Annotated in this window: 20 protein-coding genes and 1 tRNA gene; 3 read left to right on the top strand and 18 right to left on the bottom strand. The window is 44.7% G+C overall.

Translation table 11 applies throughout. The features are described from left to right. Positions 1–152: 152 nt before the first annotated feature. The 10 genes from Xkoz_RS09785 to cysG form a co-directional block, all read right to left on the bottom strand. Positions 153–779, bottom strand: a complete 627-nt coding sequence (locus Xkoz_RS09785) for a protein-L-isoaspartate(D-aspartate) O-methyltransferase (RefSeq protein WP_099141985.1) — start codon at positions 777–779, stop codon at positions 153–155. After that, positions 773–1,537 (bottom strand): 5'/3'-nucleotidase SurE, encoded by a 765-nt coding sequence (surE, locus tag Xkoz_RS09790; RefSeq protein ID WP_099141986.1) that lies wholly within the window; start codon positions 1,535–1,537, stop codon positions 773–775. Before surE ends, Xkoz_RS09785 begins: the two co-directional genes overlap by 7 nt. A gap of 291 nt (positions 1,538–1,828) precedes the next feature. Continuing rightward, on the bottom strand, positions 1,829–2,878 hold the full coding sequence (truD, locus tag Xkoz_RS09795; RefSeq protein WP_099141987.1) for a tRNA pseudouridine(13) synthase TruD: 1,050 nt from the start codon (positions 2,876–2,878) through the stop codon (positions 1,829–1,831). 2 nt (positions 2,879–2,880) lie between these two features. Next, positions 2,881–3,354, bottom strand: coding sequence for a 2-C-methyl-D-erythritol 2,4-cyclodiphosphate synthase (gene ispF / locus Xkoz_RS09800; RefSeq protein WP_099141988.1), 474 nt, complete (start codon positions 3,352–3,354; stop codon positions 2,881–2,883). Next, on the bottom strand, positions 3,351–4,178 hold the full coding sequence (gene ispD, locus Xkoz_RS09805; RefSeq protein WP_099141989.1) for a 2-C-methyl-D-erythritol 4-phosphate cytidylyltransferase: 828 nt from the start codon (positions 4,176–4,178) through the stop codon (positions 3,351–3,353). The genes ispF and ispD overlap by 4 nt, the downstream gene beginning before the upstream one ends. Positions 4,179–4,211: 33 nt before the next feature. Next, positions 4,212–4,505 carry a cell division protein FtsB gene (gene ftsB / locus Xkoz_RS09810; protein ID WP_099141990.1) on the bottom strand — a complete coding sequence of 98 codons (294 nt, stop codon included), beginning with the start codon at positions 4,503–4,505 and terminating at the stop codon, positions 4,212–4,214. 233 nt (positions 4,506–4,738) lie between these two features. Continuing rightward, positions 4,739–5,338: an adenylyl-sulfate kinase gene (gene cysC, locus Xkoz_RS09815; protein ID WP_099141991.1), complete on the bottom strand. Its 600-nt coding sequence runs from the start codon at positions 5,336–5,338 to the stop codon at positions 4,739–4,741. Continuing rightward, positions 5,339–6,781 (bottom strand): sulfate adenylyltransferase subunit CysN, encoded by a 1,443-nt coding sequence (gene cysN / locus Xkoz_RS09820; RefSeq protein ID WP_099141992.1) that lies wholly within the window; start codon positions 6,779–6,781, stop codon positions 5,339–5,341. Positions 6,782–6,792: 11 nt separating this feature from the next. Further along, a complete protein-coding gene (cysD, locus tag Xkoz_RS09825) occupies positions 6,793–7,701 on the bottom strand; it encodes a sulfate adenylyltransferase subunit CysD (RefSeq protein WP_099141993.1) in 909 nt (302 codons plus the stop codon). Positions 7,702–7,711: 10 nt separating this feature from the next. Next, complete coding sequence (gene cysG, locus Xkoz_RS09830; RefSeq protein ID WP_099141994.1) at positions 7,712–9,184, bottom strand: siroheme synthase CysG; 1,473 nt, start codon at positions 9,182–9,184, stop codon at positions 7,712–7,714. 407 nt (positions 9,185–9,591) lie between these two features. On the opposite strand from cysG, the gene Xkoz_RS09835 reads away from it, so the two are divergent. Further along, positions 9,592–10,071, top strand: a complete 480-nt coding sequence (locus Xkoz_RS09835) for an Hcp family type VI secretion system effector (RefSeq protein WP_099142044.1) — start codon at positions 9,592–9,594, stop codon at positions 10,069–10,071. Positions 10,072–10,106: 35 nt separating this feature from the next. Here Xkoz_RS09835 and Xkoz_RS09840 read toward each other — a convergent pair whose 3' ends face one another. From Xkoz_RS09840 to cysJ, 5 genes are all read right to left on the bottom strand, one after another. Then, positions 10,107–10,508, bottom strand: a complete 402-nt coding sequence (locus Xkoz_RS09840; protein ID WP_099141995.1) for a DUF1240 domain-containing protein — start codon at positions 10,506–10,508, stop codon at positions 10,107–10,109. 27 nt (positions 10,509–10,535) lie between these two features. Then, positions 10,536–11,414 carry a hypothetical protein gene (locus Xkoz_RS09845; RefSeq protein WP_099141996.1) on the bottom strand — a complete coding sequence of 293 codons (879 nt, stop codon included), beginning with the start codon at positions 11,412–11,414 and terminating at the stop codon, positions 10,536–10,538. A 387-nt stretch (positions 11,415–11,801) separates the two neighbouring features. Then, the gene (locus Xkoz_RS09850) at positions 11,802–12,536 is read right to left on the bottom strand and encodes a phosphoadenylyl-sulfate reductase (protein ID WP_099141997.1); all 735 of its coding nucleotides are present in this window, start codon (positions 12,534–12,536) and stop codon (positions 11,802–11,804) included. Next, entirely contained in the window at positions 12,533–14,272 is a 1,740-nt protein-coding gene (gene cysI / locus Xkoz_RS09855) for an assimilatory sulfite reductase (NADPH) hemoprotein subunit (protein ID WP_099141998.1), read from the bottom strand. Before cysI ends, Xkoz_RS09850 begins: the two co-directional genes overlap by 4 nt. Position 14,273: 1 nt before the next feature. Beyond that, positions 14,274–16,067 (bottom strand): NADPH-dependent assimilatory sulfite reductase flavoprotein subunit, encoded by a 1,794-nt coding sequence (gene cysJ / locus Xkoz_RS09860; protein WP_099141999.1) that lies wholly within the window; start codon positions 16,065–16,067, stop codon positions 14,274–14,276. A 346-nt stretch (positions 16,068–16,413) separates the two neighbouring features. Between cysJ and queD the strand changes: the two genes are divergently transcribed. Further along, positions 16,414–16,776: a 6-carboxytetrahydropterin synthase QueD gene (queD, locus tag Xkoz_RS09865; protein ID WP_099142000.1), complete on the top strand. Its 363-nt coding sequence runs from the start codon at positions 16,414–16,416 to the stop codon at positions 16,774–16,776. A 34-nt stretch (positions 16,777–16,810) separates the two neighbouring features. Here the strand turns inward: queD and queE are convergent, their stop codons facing one another. Continuing rightward, positions 16,811–17,482, bottom strand: coding sequence for a 7-carboxy-7-deazaguanine synthase QueE (queE, locus tag Xkoz_RS09870; RefSeq protein WP_099142001.1), 672 nt, complete (start codon positions 17,480–17,482; stop codon positions 16,811–16,813). Positions 17,483–17,650: 168 nt separating this feature from the next. Here queE and Xkoz_RS09875 point away from each other — a divergent pair, with 168 nt between their 5' ends. Continuing rightward, positions 17,651–19,036, top strand: coding sequence for an amino acid permease (locus tag Xkoz_RS09875; RefSeq protein WP_099142002.1), 1,386 nt, complete (start codon positions 17,651–17,653; stop codon positions 19,034–19,036). A 100-nt stretch (positions 19,037–19,136) separates the two neighbouring features. Here Xkoz_RS09875 and Xkoz_RS09880 read toward each other — a convergent pair whose 3' ends face one another. Both Xkoz_RS09880 and Xkoz_RS09885 read right to left on the bottom strand, forming a co-directional pair. After that, complete coding sequence (locus tag Xkoz_RS09880) at positions 19,137–19,922, bottom strand: endonuclease/exonuclease/phosphatase family protein (RefSeq protein WP_279627400.1); 786 nt, start codon at positions 19,920–19,922, stop codon at positions 19,137–19,139. A gap of 484 nt (positions 19,923–20,406) precedes the next feature. After that, positions 20,407–20,483: transfer RNA gene (locus tag Xkoz_RS09885), tRNA-Asp, on the bottom strand. Between the last annotated feature and the right edge of the window lie 12 nt (positions 20,484–20,495).

Below are 20,495 nucleotides of genomic sequence, written 5' to 3' on the forward strand. Positions count from 1 at the left end.
TTTTATTCCCCCATATAAGGCAAATATATAAGCGCAAATAACGATGACTCATAAAAAATTTAGAATTACAAAAGATTTAAAGCGAGACATTTTGCTTAATTTCAGAAAAAATAACAGCTAATTTGCAATTACTTATCAAATAAATTAGCCGATTATGCTAGCTCGCCTTGAATTAGGGGTACAAAACGGACGGGTTCAATAACGTCGCCATGAAAATCATTCCCATAACGATGTACCACTTTCAATAACTGAGTATTCTCGCCGACAGGTAAAACCATCACGCCCCCTTCGGCCAGTTGGTGGAGTAACGCCTGCGGAATTTCTGGCGGTGCGGCTGTGACAATTATAGCGTCAAATGGCCCTTTTGATGGCCATCCATTCCAGCCATCACCGTGGCGGGTTGAGATATTGTGGAGATCGAGTTGCTTCAATCTGCGCTTAGCCTGCCACTGTAATCCCTTAATCCGTTCCACGGAGAAAACGCGTCTGGCTAAGTGGGCAAGTATTGCTGTCTGATAACCTGAGCCGGTTCCAATTTCCAATACATTGGATTCAGGAGTTAAATTCAGTAATTCAGTCATGCGAGCAACAATATAAGGTTGGGATATGGTTTGCCCATGACCAATGGGCAGGGCGGTATTTTCATATGCCTTATGTGCAAGGGCCTCATCAACAAAACATTCTCTAGGTACTTTGGCAATAACCGCCAACAAAGGTTCGTTGTGAATGCCTTGCTGGCGCAATTGTGTCAGCAAATTTTTCATCGACCGGTTTAACATTCCCCAATATCCCCGACTCTTGCCAACCAATCATTTACCAACTCCTGAGCTTTATAAGCCGTTAAGTCCACCTGTAAGGGAGTAATAGAGACGAATCCCTCTTCTACCGCAGCAAAATCTGTTTCAGACCCAAAATCACGCTTTTCTCCAGGAGGGCCTATCCAATAGAGCATATTGCCTTTAGGATCTTCCTGGGCATAGACGTGTTCAGCAGCACTGCGGCTACCGCATCGCGTCACCCGAAACCCCTTAATTTGTTCAATGGGAATATCAGGTACATTCACATTCAGGATATTGCCCGCTCTCAATGGGGATTTTTGCAGCAAAGTTAATAAACACACAGTGACTTCTGCCGCCGTGTCATAATGTTTGTCGCCATTAAGTGATACTGCCAGTGCAGGTAATCCTAAGTGGCGCCCTTCCATTGCCGCCGCAACCGTACCAGAGTAAATCACATCATCACCGAGATTAGGGCCACAGTTGATGCCAGAAACGACAATGTCAGGCCGAGGATGAACCAGTTTATTCACGCCCAAATAGACACAGTCGGTTGGTGTACCTTCCTGAACGGAAATATCACCATTTTGTAGTGTGTTGATACGCAAAGGGCGATCCAGTGTTAAAGCATTCGACGCACCACTACGGTTACGGTCAGGTGCAACGACCTGAACAAGATAGTGTTTCCGCAATGTAGCCGCTAAGGTTTGAATACCGGGTGCGGTGACACCATCATCGTTACTCAGCAATATCCGCAGCATTGATATATCTCATTGATTTTATTAATAATAAAATAGGTTAATACTGTAACTTACTCTGTGTGTTGTCCCGTTTATTGGGCGCAACTTATGATTGGACAATATTAAGGCTATCAGAAAATTGACCGATCTTAGCATGACGTTGACAGTTTTGTAGAGCGCTTTGCACTCCGGCCTTACACAAGGGAAGCACCAAGATACACAATAGAACCAAGTAAATTACCTATCCCTTGTGTATCTTGGTAGACAACCAGTAAACCAGTATAAAAATGTGATGGGATTTGCGGGAAACAATTACTCCGCGATATCCGCAATCTTGTTTTGATCTTGGTTGATCAATTCCCTGACAACACTGGTTGCAAAGCTACCGGATGGCAAAGCGAAATGGAGGGTGACGGTTTGGTCATCTTGCCATTCCCAATTCAGGTTAAGTGGTTTCACCAGTATTGCCCGACGGGTACTCTCAACACGTTCACGTTTAGCCAATCCCCAAAGCGTGTCGTAATCCAATAAACATTGTTGCTCGAAATCCAGGGCTTGATGCTGTGTTCCCAACGCCTTGTCACCCGCTAAAGGCGCGGTTATCTGTAACTCTCCATCCATCACGCGCTGCTGTAATATCGGCAATTCAGATTCATCGGCCACAAACCAGCTACCCCGTCCGGTTAATTGTAGCGCATCGCCATTTTTTACCTTTTGGTGCTCATCTTGAGCGATACGTTGGCTGGCAACCGCATTAAACATAGCGCTACGACAGGCGGAAAGGTAAAAACTGCGGCGATTACGTTCTTTGACCTGAATTTCATTCGCCGCCCAGCGTTGAGCCTGAACTAAATTTTGTCCACCCCGTCCGAAACGCTGTTCACCAAAATAATTTGGAACGCCAGTTTGCGCTATCTGCTGCAAGCGTTTTTCCACTGCTTGCCGATCAGAAATTTCTCTTAATACCAGCGTGAATTCGTTGCCTTTCAATGCACCAATCCGTAGCTTACGTTTCTGGCGGGAAGTGGCCAGCACTTCACAACCCTCAAGTTGAAATGCCGCTAAATCCGGATCTTGTTTCCCCGGTAGATGCAAGCAAAACCACTGTTCTGTCACGGCATTACGATCTTTCAAACCCGCATAACTGACGGAACGAGCCGGTATTTGGGCAAAACGGGCGAGGTGATCCGCGACAAATTGGGTGTTACATCCCGTCTTACGGATATGTACCATTAAGTGTTCGCCTTCTCCATCAGGAGAAAACCCCAAGTCTTCGCGAACAATAAAATCTTCCGGTGTGGCTTTAACAATACCGGTCGCTTCCGGCCGACCATAAAGCCAATGTAATTCACTCAATGTCATATTCATTCCTTTACCAACAAAGCAACCGCTTCGCAGGCAATACCTTCTTTACGACCGACAAATCCCAGTTTTTCTGTTGTTGTCGCTTTAACGTTTATATCATCCATATGGCATTCAAGATCTTCCGCCAGATTAACTCGCATCTGGGGAATATGCGGCAACATTTTCGGTGCCTGTGCAATGATGGTGATATCCAGGTTCCCTAACCGATAACCCTTTGCGCGAATATGGCGGTAGGCTTCTTTCAGTAGTTCACGACTATCTGCACCTTTAAAGGCGGGATCGGTATCGGGAAATAATTTACCAATATCGCCCAATGCGGCTGCCCCCAATAGGGCATCTGTGGCAGCGTGCAAGGCAACATCACCATCTGAATGGGCAATTAATCCTTGCTCATAGGGAATGCGAACACCGCCAATAACCAGTGGACCTTCTCCGCCAAATTTATGCACATCAAAACCGTGCCCAATTCTCATACGATAGATTCCTTAGCTTTTCGGGATAGGTAAAATTCGGCCAATGCCAAATCTTCAGGTTGAGTCACCTTGATGTTGTCCGCTCGTCCATTGATAAGTAAGGGACGATAACCACAATGCTCAAGCGCCGAAGATTCATCAGTGATACAGGCTTGATCGGCAAGTGCTTTGTTCAGGCAATCACGCAATAGCTGCAAAGGGAATAACTGCGGAGTCAAAGCATGCCAAAGTCCGTTGCGATCAACAGTATGGGCTATCAATGGGGGGGGTATTGTCGATGGATCCTCCGCTGATGATGAGACCATCCGTTTCATGGTATCCCTCACGGGTGAGGCCAAAAGCCCACCACAGATGTCGGGGGATTTTGCGTTGTCATCAACCAGCCGCAGCAAGCTATCGAGATCATTGCGGTGAAGACAAGGACGGGCCGCATCATGGACTAAGACCCAGATTGTCCTGTCTGTCGGCAAACCAGCCAAAAAATCTAACCCAGCCAGTACCGAATCCGCCCTCTCTTCACCGCCAATGACTGTCGTAATTCTTGGATCAGAGGCGATGGGTAATTGTGCAAATTGTGTATCAGCCGGATTCAGCGCAATAATTACGCGTTGTATACGAGGGTGCCCAAGCAACGCTGCCAAGGTATGTTCAAGGATCGTTTTTCCGGCAATATTGAGATACTGTTTTGGGCAATCTGATTTCATCCGGCTACCGATACCCGCAGCCGGGATCAAGGCGATAATTTCAGCAGTATCATGATGTTCAACACATGCCTTGTCGGTAAGAGAAACACCAGCAGGAGAATGAAGTCGTGAATTATTCATTTCGATTATTATTACTGTATTGGTGTAAAAAAGTTATTGCGCATTATGTTTTGAGGTATCAGGCACCATACGATAAAAAGATTCTCCTGGTTTAATCATGCCTAATTCATTACGAGCGCGTTCTTCAATCGCTTCCTGACCCCCTTTCAGATCTTTGATTTCAGCAAATAGCTGGTCGTTACGTGCTTTCAGTTTAAGGTTATCGACCTCTTGTTTATCGACTTCGGCCTTAACCCGCACATAATCGTGAATACCATTTTTGCCGAACCACAGCGAATACTGTAACCACCCCAGCAGAACCAATAATAGTAGCGTTAGTTTGCCCATCTCCCCCCCTGAAAACCCGCTAATCATCCCACAACTGAAGGCATGACGCCACTGACTCTCACAAAACCATTCATAATCCCCTTTGCAAGCGACTCATGACTCATAACAGGCTTGCCAAAAAACAGGATTGCACGATAGACACAATAGAAATGCATTAAGCCAAATGAGTGTAGAAACACATTATTCCACTAACAATAATAATGTGTTTCATGACAGTTTGTTGGGTTTGATAATTAGGTTGGCAGGATATCGGTACTTTTCAGGGTAAACAGCAATTTTTCAACCAAAAATCCTACCGGTTGTGAACCATCCAAATGGACTTCTGGCTGTTCGGGAGCTTCATAGGCTGCATCAATTCCGGTGAAATGACGCAACTCCCCCGCGCGTGCTTTTTTATATAGCCCCTTCGGATCACGGGCTTCACAGATCGCCAGTGGCGTATCCACATACACTTCAATGAATCGCCCGGCTTCCATTAATTCACGTATTTTTTGCCGCTCTGCCCTATGGGGAGAAATAAATGCAGTCAAGACAACCAGCCCCGCATCGACCATCAATTTTGCGACTTCACCGACTCGCCGGATATTTTCCTGCCGATCGATTTCAGAAAAACCCAAATCACCACATAAGCCATGACGCACATTATCGCCATCCAGTAAGTACGTTTTGATCCCCTGTGCAAATAATGCCTGCTCCAATGCCCCTGCCAACGTCGATTTTCCTGAACCCGATAGTCCTGTGAACCAAATCACCAAGGCAGGATGCCCATTTGCACTCTCCCGCTGTGCCCTATCCAACGCATGTGAATGCCAGACGATATTCTTCTGAGCCACCTATTTCCCTCCCAAGAGATCACGTACTCCCCAGTGCGGGAAATGGCGGCGGACTAATCGGTTAAATTCCAGTTCAAACTCACTGTATTCTTGAGGCTCTTCGTAAACATCGGACTGGATTTCACGTACCAATCCTGCTCCGACAGTCACGTTAGTCAGACGATCAATCAGGATAATGCCACCGGTATCCACATTGTGTGTATAACTGTCGAGCAATAAAGGTTCATCAAATGAAAACTCTACCCGTCCAATGGCATTAAGGGGTAACTCAACCGCCACTTTCTGCGTCAGATGATTAATGTCCACCTGATATTGAATATTATCGACTTTACCCCGGCTTTTTTTGCCCGCGACTTTGAGATCCAAACTTTGCCCCTGGATCAGCGGCTGCTCTGACATCCAGACCACATCAACCAAGGCATGGCGAGTCACGCTCATTTGATCTTCAACGGCAATCAACAAGTCGCCACGGCTGATATCGATTTCATCTTTTAAGACGAGGGTGATGGCCTCGCCGGGGACAGCAAATGTGAGATCGCCGTTAAAAGTGACAATGCGTTCCACCGTAGAAACCACACCCGATGGCACAACTTTTATTGGCTGGCCTGGCCGCAAAACTCCCGACGACAATGTGCCGCTATAGCCACGAAAATCAAGATCAGGGCGATTGACATACTGTACGGGAAAACGCAGCGGCTGTTCCGTCGCTTTGGTTTTTACGTCCACGGACTCTAAAATGTCCAGTAAGGTTGCGCCTGTATGCCACGCCATTTTCTCGCTGCGGGTGACGATGTTATCCCCTTCCAAGGCTGAAATTGGCACAAAATAGAGGTTGAGATCAACCGGGAGCTGTGCCGCGAAATTCAAATAGTTTTGTTTGATCTGTTCAAATACGCCTTGTTGATAGCCCACTAAATCCATTTTATTGACCGCCACCACCAAGTGGCGGATCCCCAGCAAGGTACTGATAAAACTGTGGCGGCGCGTTTGTTCCTGAACACTTTTGCGGGCATCTATCAATAAAATGGCGAGATCGCTGGTTGAGGCACCGGTGGCCATATTGCGAGTATATTGTTCATGTCCAGGGGTATCCGCGATGATAAATTTGCGCTTTTCCGTAGAAAAATAGCGGTAGGCAACGTCAATGGTGATGCCCTGCTCTCGTTCAGCCGCCAATCCATCAACTAATAAAGCCAGATCGAGTTTTTCTCCCTGAGTCCCGATTCGCTTGCTATCGCTTTGTAAGGTGGCCAGTTGATCCTCATAAATTTGGCGGGTGTCATGCAACAAGCGGCCAATCAGTGTACTTTTGCCATCATCAACGCTGCCGCAGGTTAAAAAGCGTAATAACCCTTTTTCCTGTTGCCCCCGAAGATAGGCTTCAACTCCGCCTTGCTGTTTAATCTGGCTGGCAATGATTTCATTATGTGCAAGTGCTGGCATATCTGGACTCCTTAAAAATAACCCTGACGCTTTTTCAGCTCCATAGAGCCTGACTGATCACTATCAATCAGCCGCCCTTGCCGTTCGCTGGTGGTTGAGATCAACATTTCTTCGATAATTTCCGGTAACGTTTCTGCTTTTGATTCCACCGCCCCTGTCAGTGGCCAGCAGCCAAGTGTCCTAAAGCGGACTTTGCGTTGGCTAATGACTTCCCCGGCTTTCAGATCGATCCGATCATCATCAACCATAATCAATGCCCCTTCACGCTGAACAACCGGGCGGAATTTAGCAAAATAAAGGGGGACGATATCGATTTGCTCCAGATAGATATATTGCCAGATATCCAGCTCTGTCCAGTTGGATAACGGGAAGACGCGGATACTTTCCCCTTTGTTGATCTGGCCGTTATAGTTGCGCCACAGTTCGGGGCGTTGGTTTTTAGGGTCCCAACGATGGGAACGGTCACGGAATGAGTAGATCCGCTCTTTGGCGCGCGATTTTTCTTCATCACGCCGCGCGCCACCAAATGCGGCATCAAAACCGTATTTATCCAGCGCTTGCTTCAATCCTTCTGTTTTCATGATATCGGTATGTTTTGCACTGCCATGAATAAAAGGATTAATGCCCAGAGCTTCGCCTTGCGGGTTGCGGTAGACCAGTAATTCAAAACCATATTTTTCCGCTGTGCGATCACGAAAATCATACATGTCCTGAAATTTCCAGCCCGTATCGACGTGCAATAAAGGAAAAGGTATTTTTCCCGGATAAAACGCCTTACGTGCAAGATGCAGCATGACAGAGGAATCTTTGCCGATCGAATAGAGCATGACGGGGTTGGCAAATTCAGCGGCTACCTCCCGGATAATATGGATACTTTCAGCTTCAAGTTGCTGTAAGTGGGTCAGTCTTTTTTCGTCCATTGAGCACTCCTTATACTAAATCAATGACAGCAGGGCGATTTACTGGATCAGCGGCATTTTCTTGGTCAATCAAAGGGTTTTGATTGGCGGGCTTTTTTTGATCAACAGATTGCTGTTCAAACCATGCTATCTGGTGGTGGAGTTGCGCCACCTCTCCTATGACCAACAAGGCAGGTGACGGGGCTTCTTGCGCCAATCGCTCCAATTCCGCTAAGGTTCCGGTCAAGACTTGCTGTTCTGGACGAGTGCCACAACCAATCACCGCGACGGGGGTATTGATATCCCGACCATGTGCAACCAGCTTTTGGCTGATCAAGGCGGCTTTCATTAGCCCCATATAAATCGCCAATGTTTGGTTGCCCCGCGCTAGCGCAGGCCAATCCAATTCATTGCCATTTTCCCGGCAATGTCCGGTAATAAAAGTAACGCTTTGCGCGTGTTCTCTGTGGGTCAATGGGATACCGGCATAAGCGGCAGCTCCCACCGCCGCGGTGATGCCGGGCACGACTTGGAAAGGAATTCCCGCCGCCGCTGCAACTTGTAATTCCTCGCCACCACGACCAAAAATAAAGGGATCACCCCCTTTTAGGCGAACGACTTTTTTTCCTTGATGCGCTAATTTGATGATGAGTGCGTTGGTTTCTTCCTGCGCCACAGAGTGACTCCCCGCCCTTTTTCCAACGCAGATCCTGTCTGCATCACGGCGAACTAATTCCAGAACGTCGGCACTCACTAAATGGTCATAAAGGACAACATCAGCCTGCTGGATCACCTGCAAGCCTTTTAATGTCAATAAGCCCGGATCGCCCGGCCCTGCACCAACCAGCGCCAGCGCCCCTTGGGGATGAGAATCACCTTGAGCCAATTGCTGTTCAAGCTGCTCTTCGGCTTGTTGTAGTTGCCCATTGGCGATCAGGGTGGCAAAACGGCCATTAAACGCCTTTTCCCAAAAATAACGCCGCTGACGTATGGAAGTCAGGCGCTGTTTTACCCGTTCACGCCAGCGCCCTGCGATATTTGCCATCGTCCCCAGACTAAATGGGAGTAAAGACTCCAATTTTTCTCGCAATAATCTGGTTAAGACCGGGGATTTTCCTGCCGATGAGATCGCCACGATAATCGGGGAGCGATCAATAATTGAGGGGAAAATTGCCGAACAGAGTGGTTGGTTATCCACGACATTGGTCAAGATGGTGCGCTGATTGGCTTGTGTAAAAATAGATTGATTTAGGTTGTGATCATCTGTGGCGGCAATCACTAAAAATACGCCATCCAGATATTCCGCTTTAAATGTTCCCTGTACCCACGCAAACTCTCCTTTTTGATAGCGTTGTTGCAGTCCTACGTGCAGTTCGGGGGCAACAACCGTTAACGCTGCACCAGTACGAAGTAATAAATCGGCTTTACGAGAGGCGATTTCTCCGCCCCCCACCAGCAATACAGATCGGGCTTTAAGCTCAATAAATAAAGGTAAATAATCCACGATACCATCCCGTGTTAGAGTCTATTTATCATTTCCCCTATGCATTTCGAGTCACAAAGGATATAGCTCTTAATTATTATGATGACCAGAAGATGAATATATGAGGCCGCGATCAGGTTATGAAATGACAAAAAGTAATTATTTGTTCCTAAATCGCATAAGCTAACAAGAAACGCTATTCCTCCGGCAGCAATAACGCTGGTTTTCCAGCCTACGTCACTTATTTCGCCCAAACAATGCATAAAGACCGCCCGCACAATGCATCACTGATAACAAAAAGGATTTCAGGCAGATCTTTTTTGCCTTTAAGTGCCTATAACTAGTTTATTGAATATGGTACGTTAGCTTTCTCTGGCCTACACATTGAGCCAACATGATTTGAATAAGAAACTAGGATGGTAATCTTTATGTCATACATGATTTATCTAACATTAAATGGTAAGAAACAAGGCTTAATATCAGCAGGATGTTCAACGCTCGACTCTATAGGGAACCGATACCAAAAAGGACACGAAGATCAAATACAGGTACTGAGTTTAAATCATATGATGAATCGAGAACAAAATGTAAATCATCACCCAATACAATTTGTCAAACCAATAGATAAGTCCTCTCCATTATTAGCAATGGCTATAGATTCTAACGAATCATTGAATGCTGCATTTATTTTCTACCGGACAAGCCAAACGGGGCAATTAGAACTGTTTTATGAAGTAAAAATTACAGAAGCAACTATCGCGGATATTTCCTGTGCCTACCCACATTCCATAAATGAGCATGACATAATGCCATATGAAAAAGTTACCCTCAATTATAAGTCCATTTCATGGAACCATGTAACAGCAGGAACTTCCGCCTATAGTATATGGGAAGACCGAGTTTACTAAAACAAAATTAAGCTAAGCATATATTAAATATATGCTTAGCGACATAGTTTCGGATGTTTAACATATTTATTCGGCGCGCCAACTGACAATCGCTCACAAACAGTATATCCTGCTGCTCTCAGTTTTGAGTCTAAGTACCAGGACATGGGGAAACTCAAAACTAAAAAAACAAAAAAAATGATAGTAAGTATCTTTACTAGCTCATTATTAAGTTTCATGGTTTTTGATGTAACACTATAGTAAAAAGCGCATGAGAACATATAAAAGAAAAGAGGTGACACGAATAAAATAGCAATGGATTTCCAAGAGAAAATTATTTGATTCCTCATTTTAACAATAGAAACAATATCATCAAAAATAAAAATCAGGCCAAAAGCCATAGCTAAAATCAAAGAAAATGAACCTATTATAATTATAAATTTATTTTTATTATCCATACCATCCTCTCTACCATCAAAGAAAAATTACCATTTTAATTTTATTTCCTGACAGGGATAACCAAACGGTTGAATACAATGTCTCGGATGCTTAGCTGCCAATTGATCCATTTTACGCATGTGGTCTATCAGAGATTTACTTAACTCATATTTATTATCAAGTTGATATAATATAAATCCAACCAAAAAACCAACCCCAACAGCCACGGCAGCTACAGCAAGTACGGAAGTCCCCGCAGTTAAAAACACTCCAGCAGTAGCTGTAACTACAATGCCCGCCAAAACGCCAACGGCTGTTTTGGCCACATCCATAGTTATATTCCCATAAAAATTATAAATATCATATTCATCTCTAAACGCCAACTCTAATAATCTATAAGCAGCGGCCACAAAAACAACTTTTCTGGCGCCATCAATAACAGCATGTTGCATCCCTTGCGTTCCTATTCCCATATCTATCATTTTCCAGTTACTTACACTATATTTTGCAGCCGTCAAAAACTCCCTAACACCTGTTCGCCCTGTTAACTTTATGCTTCTATTACCATACCTATCAACAAACTCAGTCACTTTAACGCTAAAATTATTGCGGAGTTCATATGCCAATTGCCCAAAACCATAGGCATCAATGATATTTCCTGTAAATGATGTTGCCAGATCTAAACATAAAAAACCCGCTTCTTTCCATGATGAATTTGGATTAGGTCCACAGGCGTTTTTTACTATCTTAACAGCTTCTTCAAATGTTAATAAAACATAAAGATCTTCATTTTCACTCAACTGCTTTTCAAGTTCAGCGAAATTTTTCTTTCTGTACTCTTCTTGATATGAAAAAGGCTTTAATTTACCGTCATTACTATCGAATACAATCATTCCATCGACAAACTCATCTGAAACACTCCTCATACCCATTTCCTCATAAAATTACAGAAATAATTAATCACGACCTGAAACTAAGGGTCTTTAATGCGTTAAATGACCTGACTCTAATTTTAAGAATTAAAATATAGCATTTTTATATAAAAAATAGCCACATAAATCACATAACAATAATGCCTTAAAAAAAGCATAAAATTACTCCCAATTCGTCCATAAGGAACCATTGTCATTTTGAATGATTTTTATTTTTCCCTATCATAAATACCAGAGGATTTAATCGTGCATTCAAGACAACAAACTCAGCTCAGTTTTTTATTGGCAATCGTTGCAAGTTAATCGATTAACTATTCCAACCAGAGAAACTGAGCCTGAAAATTATAAACTGACGCTTCTTAAACAATACGAGGAATTTATTTAACCCTCGTGCAAACCGCATTCGCGTTTCAGGCCAAAAAAACGGGTTTGTTCTTCGCTCATACCGGGTTCCCATTTTTGAGTAGTATGCGTATCCCCGACAGAAAGATAGCCCTGCTCCCATAATGGATGATATTCAAGACCATGTTTTGTCAGGTATTGATGGACCTGCCGATTGTCCCAATCAATAATAGGCAGGATTTTGAAGATGTCCCGTTGAATGGCCAATACAGGTAAATGGGTTCGGCTTTCTGATTGCTGGCGACGCAAGCCCGCAAACCAACTTTGTGCTTGCAGCGTTTTTAACGCACGAGCCATCGGCTCAACTTTATTGATTTGATTATAACGCTCAATCCCCTCTATTCCCTGTTCCCACAGTTTGCCATAGCGGGCTTCCTGCCAGGCCGGAGAGCGCTCGGCGCGAAAAATTTTCAAGTTCAGTTTGAGCTTGTCAGCCAGCTTATCGATAAATTGATAGGTTTCAGGAAATAAGTATCCCGTATCGGTCAGCACGACGGGAATATCAGGATACTCCCGTGTCACAAGATGCAGGCAAACTGCCGCCTGAATACCAAAACTAGAGGAGAGCACAAATTCGCCCGGCAGATGTTCCAATGCCCATTTCACACGTTCACGGGCATCCCGCACGTCCAGTTGTTGATTGATTTCCGCCAATAACGTGGTTTGTTGGGCTGGTGTCAGTGCCACCAGCGCCGATAAATTTAAGCGGCTCATACGGCCTCCTGCCAATCATAAAAATCGACGGCGGAATTCAACACTGGCTTGATGATATCGGTACGGATCAGAAAATCACCGAAACACTCATCGACATGACGTTCCGATGTCCAACGACCAATGAATTCATCCAGTATCTCAAGGATCTCCGCGGATGTGATATTTTCCCGGTACAGGCGGGGAATGCGATCGCCAATGCGATTGCCACCAAGATGCAGGTTATAACGATCAAGCGCCTTACCCACCAACCCAATTTCTGCTAGCATCGCCCTGCCACATCCATTAGGACAGCCGGTAACCCGCAGTGTGATCTCTTCATCACCCACGCCATGCTTTGCCATTATCGCATCAACATGGTCAACAAAAGTCGGCAGGAAACGCTCTGCTTCGGCCATCGCCAACGGGCAAGTAGGAAATGAAACGCATGCCATAGCGTGGTGACGCAACGTCGTCACGCTGTCATCAATTAAGCCATGAACACGGGCAATGTCTTCAATGCGTGATTTTTCACTCTCAGGTATCCCCGCCACAATCAGGTTTTGGTTGGCAGTCAGCCGAAAATCGCCTTGATGGATTTTCGCTATTTCTGCGATCCCTGTTTTTAACGGCTTGTTGGGATAATCCAATAACCGACCATTTTCAATAAATAGGGTCAGATGCCATTGATCATCGATGCCTTTTAACCAGCCAATTTGATCGCCCCGACCAGTGAAATGATATGGGCGAATGGCTTCAAATTTCACGCCAGCACGTTTTTCAACCTCTTGTTTGAAGGTTTCAACACCTATACGTTCAAGGGTATATTTGGTTTTCGCATTTTTACGGTCAGTTCGGTTACCCCAGTCGCGTTGGGTGGTCACTATCGCCTCTGCAACGGCCAGTGTGTGTTCCAATGCAATAAAGCCAAATTCACTCGCCAACCGTGGAAAGGTTTTTTTGTCGCCGTGGGTCATGGCCAATCCACCCCCCACCAATACGTTAAAACCGATTAATTGGTTATTGTCTGCAATGGCAACAAAATTCATGTCGTTGGCATGCAGATCCACATCATTTTGTGGCGGGATCACCACCGATGTTTTGAATTTACGTGGCAGATAAGTCGTACCAAGAATCGGTTCTTCATCGGTTGTTGCGATTTTTTCTTTATCCAACCAGATCTCAGCATACGCGTTAGTACGGGGTAGCAAGTGCTCGGATATCTTTTTCGCCCACTCATAGGCCTGTTGATGTAAAGCGGATTGCACCGGATTGGACGTACACAGCACGTTACGGTTAACGTCATTGGCAGTCGCCAGTGAGTCTAATCCCATCTGTGCCAACAATTGGTGGGCAGGTTTAAGGTTATTTTTTAAGATCCCATGAAACTGGAATGTCTGTCGGTTGGTCAATCTAATGCTGCCATACAGCGTATTTTCTGTCGCAAATCGATCAATACCCAGCCACTGTTTTGGGGTAATAATGCCCCCTGGCAAGCGACAACGCAGCATCATAGCATGGCGCGGTTCGAGTTTTTGTTCTGCGCGCTCTGCCCGAATATCACGATCGTCTTGCTGATACATGCCATGAAAACGGATAAGAAGGAAATTATCGCCCTCAAATCCACCTGTCAGCCCATTTTTTAAATCTTCGCTGATCGTTCCTCGCAGATAATTGCTATCCAGCTTCATACGTTCACTGTCTGCCAGTTTGCCTTCAACGATCAAAGGACCTGATTTTTCTTTGCTCACATTGCTCATATTAGTAAACATCTCTCTGATAACGGCGCTCAAGGCGCAATTCACTTAAGAATTCGTCAGCCTGTTCAGCATCCATGCCACCCTGTAGTGAAATAATGTCCAATAGGGCGTGTTCTACGTCTTTTGCCATGCGATTTGCATCACCACACACATACAGATGCGCACCATCCTGAAGCCAGCGCCAGACTTCGCCTCCCTGTTCACGCAGTTTGTCTTGTACATAGACTTTATGCGGTTGATCCCTTGACCATGCCAAATCGATGCGGGTTAATAAGCCTTCTTTCACGTAGCGCTGGAATTCAACCTGATAAAGAAAATCTTCAACGAAATGGGGATTACCAAAAAACAACCAGTTTTTACCTTCACTCCCCTGATTGTCACGGTGTTGCAAAAATGCCCTAAACGGCGCAACCCCCGTTCCAGGCCCAATCATGATGATGGGGGTATTCGGATCAGCCGGTAAACGGAAATTGTCGTTGTGTTCAATGAACACTCGGATATTGTCATCTTCCTGCAAACGATCTGCCAGATAACCTGATGCTCCGCCAGTACGGGCACGACCATCAATCTCATAACGAACGACGCCCACTGTCACGTGAACTTCGTTTTCCACCTCAGATTGTGAAGAGGAGATGGAATAGAGTCGCGGTGTCAGTGGCCGCAATAAATCAATAAATTGCTGGGCTTCTGGGTGTGAAGCCGCTGCCCTGACCATATCGACAATAGGTGTTGCCTGAGCGTATTGCTGCAATGCTGGTTTATTAGCCAGCAGCGATAACAGTTTTTCATCTTTCGCCAAGGCGGCATATTTCTCAACAATCACGCCGGTGTTTTGGGTCAACTCAACATGGCTGAGCAACGCCTCACGCAATGGGAGTGATTTACCATGCACATTGACCGGTTCGGTACCTTCCAACCAAAGCAAGGCGATTAATTCATCGACTAAAGCCGGATCGTTTTCAAACCAAACACCAAGGGCATCCCCTGGCTGATAGCACAGCCCTGAGTCCCCTAAATCAATTTCAATATGGCGGACATCTTTGTCAGATCCACGCCCCGTTATTTTCTGCTTAGCCAACAGCGAGGCTGTCAGGGGTCTTTCTTTGGTATATTGGGTTTCCTTGACGGGTGCTAAGGGGAGAGATGAAGTGACAGATTTTGCCTGTACTGACAAACGCTGCTTTAAAATACTCGTGATCTGTTGACGCCATTGGTCGGCTTGGTTTTGATACTCGACATCAGCATCAACCCGATCCAGCAAGCGCTGGGCACCAAGCTCATGCAGGCGATGGTCAAAATCTTTCCCCGCCTGACAGAAATTTTCATACGATGTATCACCAAGACCAAATACGGCATATTCCGTCTCTTTCATTGATGGCGCTTTTTTGGAATGGAGATACTTATAGAGTGCGACAGCTTCTTCGGCAGGTTCACCTTCACCTTGTGTTGAAGCAATAATAATCAATACACGTTCTTGGGAAATTTGCTTAAATTTATAGTCACCCGCATTAATCAGGTTTACATTGATATTTTCAGCTAATAGTGAGTCTTTCAGTTGTTCAGCCAGGCGACGGGCATTACCGGTTTGCGATGCGGAAAGCAAAGTCACTGTTTCCTGTGCAAAAATGGCAAATGTCTCGGTTTCTGCTTGTGGCTGATGATTCACCATGCCCCAAAAATAGCCAGACAACCAAGCTAATTGATGGGGAGAAAAATCGCTAATTGCAGATTGCAAGCGTGATAATTGTTCCGGAGAAACAGGTAATAATGCGATTGAAGGTGGTTTTGCGGTCATTGTCCCAGCGCCCTTTACTTATAGCCAATATCCATGTGTAACCCATATCCATGCGTAACCCATATCCATGCGTAACATGCGTAACATGCGTAACATGCGTAACATGCGTAACATGCGTAAAAAGTGTAGAAATCATAAACATGAATTGATTAAGGTTATCCCAAAGTAGAAGTTGTATTTAAAGACAGGATCGCAATATCTCATAACTAAAACGCCTAACTTTATTTACAGATTTAATATATCAGTAAAGTCGTTAAATACTGTGCTTCTTACTTCCAGAAAAATCACGTTAAGCTCGCAAAGTTCAGGTAGAATAGCCGGCCTTTTGAAACCAGGGGAAAGCCCAATGAGTACAACCATCTTTAAAGACTTTCAATTCGAAGCAGCACATCGCCTTCCACACGTACCCGAAGGGCACAAATGTGGGCGATTGCATGGTCATTCATTTATGGTACGTCTGGAGATCACCGGAGAAGTCGATCCTTTCAGTGGCTGGCTCATGGATTTTGCCGATGTAAAAGCTGTCTTTAAACCTATCTGGGAACAGCTTGATCACCACTATCTCAATGAGATTCCAGGGCTTGAAAATCCAACCAGCGAAGTCTTAGCCAAGTGGATCTGGGAAAAGTTAACATTAACGTTGCCTCAGCTCAGCGCTGTTATGGTTAAAGAAACCTGTAGCGCTGGTTGTATTTATCGGGGCGAATAAGGATTCAGCACCAGAGCCTGGTGCTGAATAAGATTTAGGCGATATTTAAGTATTTATGGGTTTGCATCGAAAAACGCCAATTACGGGCAATACACGTTTCGATGCACAGGCGGGTTGCCTCTTCTTTCTGACTGATCGGCTGTAAGGCAATAACCGGAGTAGAATTTCCATCAAGCATCGTCAATAATTCATCCAATGCTTCGATATCGCGCTGCCGCCCGACGGGATGTTTAATCTCATTGGCGCGTTTAATCGCCTCAGGCAAGACATGATAACCTCCGCGCATTTTCACTTTTGGAGAGACTGTCACCCAAGTTTTGTCAGAGCATTGAATCACATGTGTGCCACTCGTTTCTATCTGGCATTGATAGCCTTCACTTTCCAGTGTTTCAGTCAAAGGACGTAAATCATATAAGCACGGTTCTCCCCCAGTAATGACAATATGATTCGCACTGTAGCCTTGACGAGTGAATATATTCAGCAATTGTTTTGCCGTAGCAACGCCCCACAGCTCACTGTCTTGCGATTTCAGCAAGATATTTTCCATCGGCCGCTGTTTATCAGTCTCTTTTTCCCATGTATGCTTGGTATCGCACCAGCTACACCCTATCGGACATCCTTGTAGTCGAATGAAAACCGAAGGTACACCGGTAAACACGCCTTCTCCCTGTAAAGTTTGGAAGATCTCATTTATTGGGTAAATCATAAAAAAACTCTGGTTTATATAAACTGCCCGTTATTATTACAGATATCTATCCCGCGAACATCCCTCTTTATGATATGGTACTAGGTTGCTTTTGCTGGCATCTCACGCCAGGCAGAGCATCGTATGCCTAAATACTCTCAGGCATGAAAGGATAGATGGGAATAACGAATGCAAAATAATGAAAATCAGCTTAAACAGGGCCTAAGCGTGCGGCATATCCGCTTTATGGCTTTGGGCTCTGCAATAGGCACCGGGCTGTTTTATGGCTCAGCCGCAGCGATACACCAAGCTGGCCCCGCTGTATTACTGGCCTATTTGATCGGCGGTGCTGCCGTATTTATCGTGATGAGAGCACTGGGCGAAATGGCTGTCCACCATCCCGTTTCCGGTTCTTTTTCACAATATGCCAGCCATTATCTGGGGCCTTTGGCCGGTTTTTTAACTGGCTGGATCTATGTTCTTGAAATGCTGTTTGTTTGCCTGGCTGATATTACCGCATTCGGCACATATATGAAGCTCTGGTTCCCACATGTTGAACAATGGATTTGGGTTCTGGGGATTGTCTGTTTTATTGGTGCCTTGAACCTTTGTCACGTAAGGATCTTTGGTGAAATGGAATTCTGGCTTTCAATCGTTAAAGTTACAGCCATTATTGCCATGATCCTCGGTGGCCTTGCCATTATGTTCTACGGTTTCGGGCAAGCAACTGAGCATGCAACCGGCCTGTCCAATTTATGGGAGCATGGCGGTTTTATGCCAAATGGTATCAGTGGGGTAATAGCTTCATTCGCCATTGTGATGTTCGCGTTTGGTGGCATAGAAGTCATTGGTATCACTGCCAGTGAAGCCAAAAACCCAGAAAAAACGATACCTCAAGCAATTAATGCTGTTCCATTTCGTATTTTGATCTTCTATGTTTTGACTCTGTGTATCCTGATGAGTATCTATCCATGGAATCAAATTGGTCAGAATGGAAGCCCGTTTGTACAGATTTTTTCTAATTTGGGAATTAATTCAGCCGCCAATATTCTGAATGTGGTCGTGATCACCGCGGCTATTTCCGCGATCAACAGTGATATTTTTGGCGCGGGCAGAATGATGTATGGTATGGCTCAGGAAGGACAAGCGCCCGAATCATTCAAGAAATTGACGCGCAATGGTGTGCCATGGATGACGGTACTTGTCATGACTTCGGTTCTGTTACTTGGCGTGGTGCTAAATTACCTGATCCCTGAAGAGATCTTCATTCTGATTGCGTCTGTGGCCACATTTGCCACTGTCTGGGTATGGCTGATGATTTTAGTTTCGCAAATTGCCATGCGTCGCCAAATGAGTGCGGAAGAGGTCAAGACACTGAAATTTCCTATTCCGATGTGGCCAATTGCACCTGTAATCACGCTCGTCTTTATGGTCAGCGTCATCGTACTGCTAGGCTATTTTGAGCAAACACGAGATGCACTCTATATTGGGTTAAGTTGGGTAATCATTCTGACTCTGGCCTATTTCTTCGGTGTGAAGAAGAAACTATCAGCAAAACGCTCTTCTGCTCAGTAAGTTAATGAGTCCCGTTTCAAAAAGCGTCGGTAATCTCTCCGACGCTTTTTTATCTTTTCCCGCTACCTTATCCATCAGTTATCACGGTAAAGAAAAATCATCACAAAGAAAATTTCACCATCAAAGGATTATGATCAGAAGCTCCTGTCATGACAACCGTTGCACGGGAAACTTTTAATTCTCGATAAAAAACAAAATCTAACGGTTTGCCAAAAACAATTGTTCTATGATCATCATTAAAATACACTTCTTTCAAATGCATACGATGAACGAAACGTTCCAATATTTTTAACCTTTGCCGGCTCCACGCATTAAAATCCCCAGCAAAAATAACAGGGCCATTATGCAAATTTATATGAATACCAATGTTATTTAATTGGCGACTATAAACGTCCCCCCCAAGACTAAAGTTAATGGCGTGTACATTTATCACCATCAATTGGCGTTCGTCTGGCAATGGGTAAATCGTAATTAATGATGACTTAGATAGCCTGAGTATTGGCTCTTTCTCACGAAGCGGGCAGCAATAAACCGGTGAAGATGATGCCAATGTCATCACACCGGATGGGTGTTGGGGAAGCGCAAACGCAGGAACCTGATCCGCGACCAAGCCGCTGTCAGTAATACATTGCAAGAAAGCTGGTGTCGTTTGTGCTTCTTGCAGCAAGACAAGGTCACTTTTCTCAATTAAAGAAGCCAAAACATGTTGCCATGATGGACGCTGCTGCTTGTAGATATTCCAGATGACAACAGAAAGCTCACGATTATGGGCAAGGAGCGGTTCCCCGCGTGGTAGCAATGCATCCTCAAGTAATTGCTTAGAGGTCGGGAGAATTCGTTCTACAGGCTGCCCTGCAACATATCTCATGGCAAAATTTTTTTGGATGTAATCTTTTTTTGCCCAGTTTTTTCTTAGATAATTATGCCTGATCAAGTTTCCCCCAACTTACTTCAATATCTTTATCTCGTCTAATATGACATCTTGATAATTGATTTCAATCTCTAGCGCTTAAAAAGTCGGCATGGTTGCATAACCATATATTAACAGCATACTATGTTAGTAAAATAATTCTTCATTAAGCATTAAAATGGCCGGATTTATTTAATATTAAAAAAATAAATATTAATATATTTGATAAATATCAAAAAATATCCTTTCTAAGAAAGAAATTTCCTACCATTACGATAATAGAATAAACTCACTTACAGACTGGATGAAACTTTCAGATCTATGGTCTACCAGAAAGGAAAAAGATAGAAGAATTTCATCAATATGAAATTAGAATAAATAATGAGGATAAGCAATAATCTGTAGGCAGGCAACAGAAAAAACCCTGAGAGATATCTCTCAGGGTTCTATCTAAATACGGTGGCGGTGCGGACGGGACTCGAACCCGCGACCCCCGGCGTGACAGGCCGGTATTCTAACCAACTGAACTACCGCACCACCGAATTTCTG

Source organism: Xenorhabdus kozodoii, assembly GCF_002632875.1.
Taxonomy (GTDB): Bacteria; Pseudomonadota; Gammaproteobacteria; order Enterobacterales; family Enterobacteriaceae; genus Xenorhabdus; species Xenorhabdus kozodoii.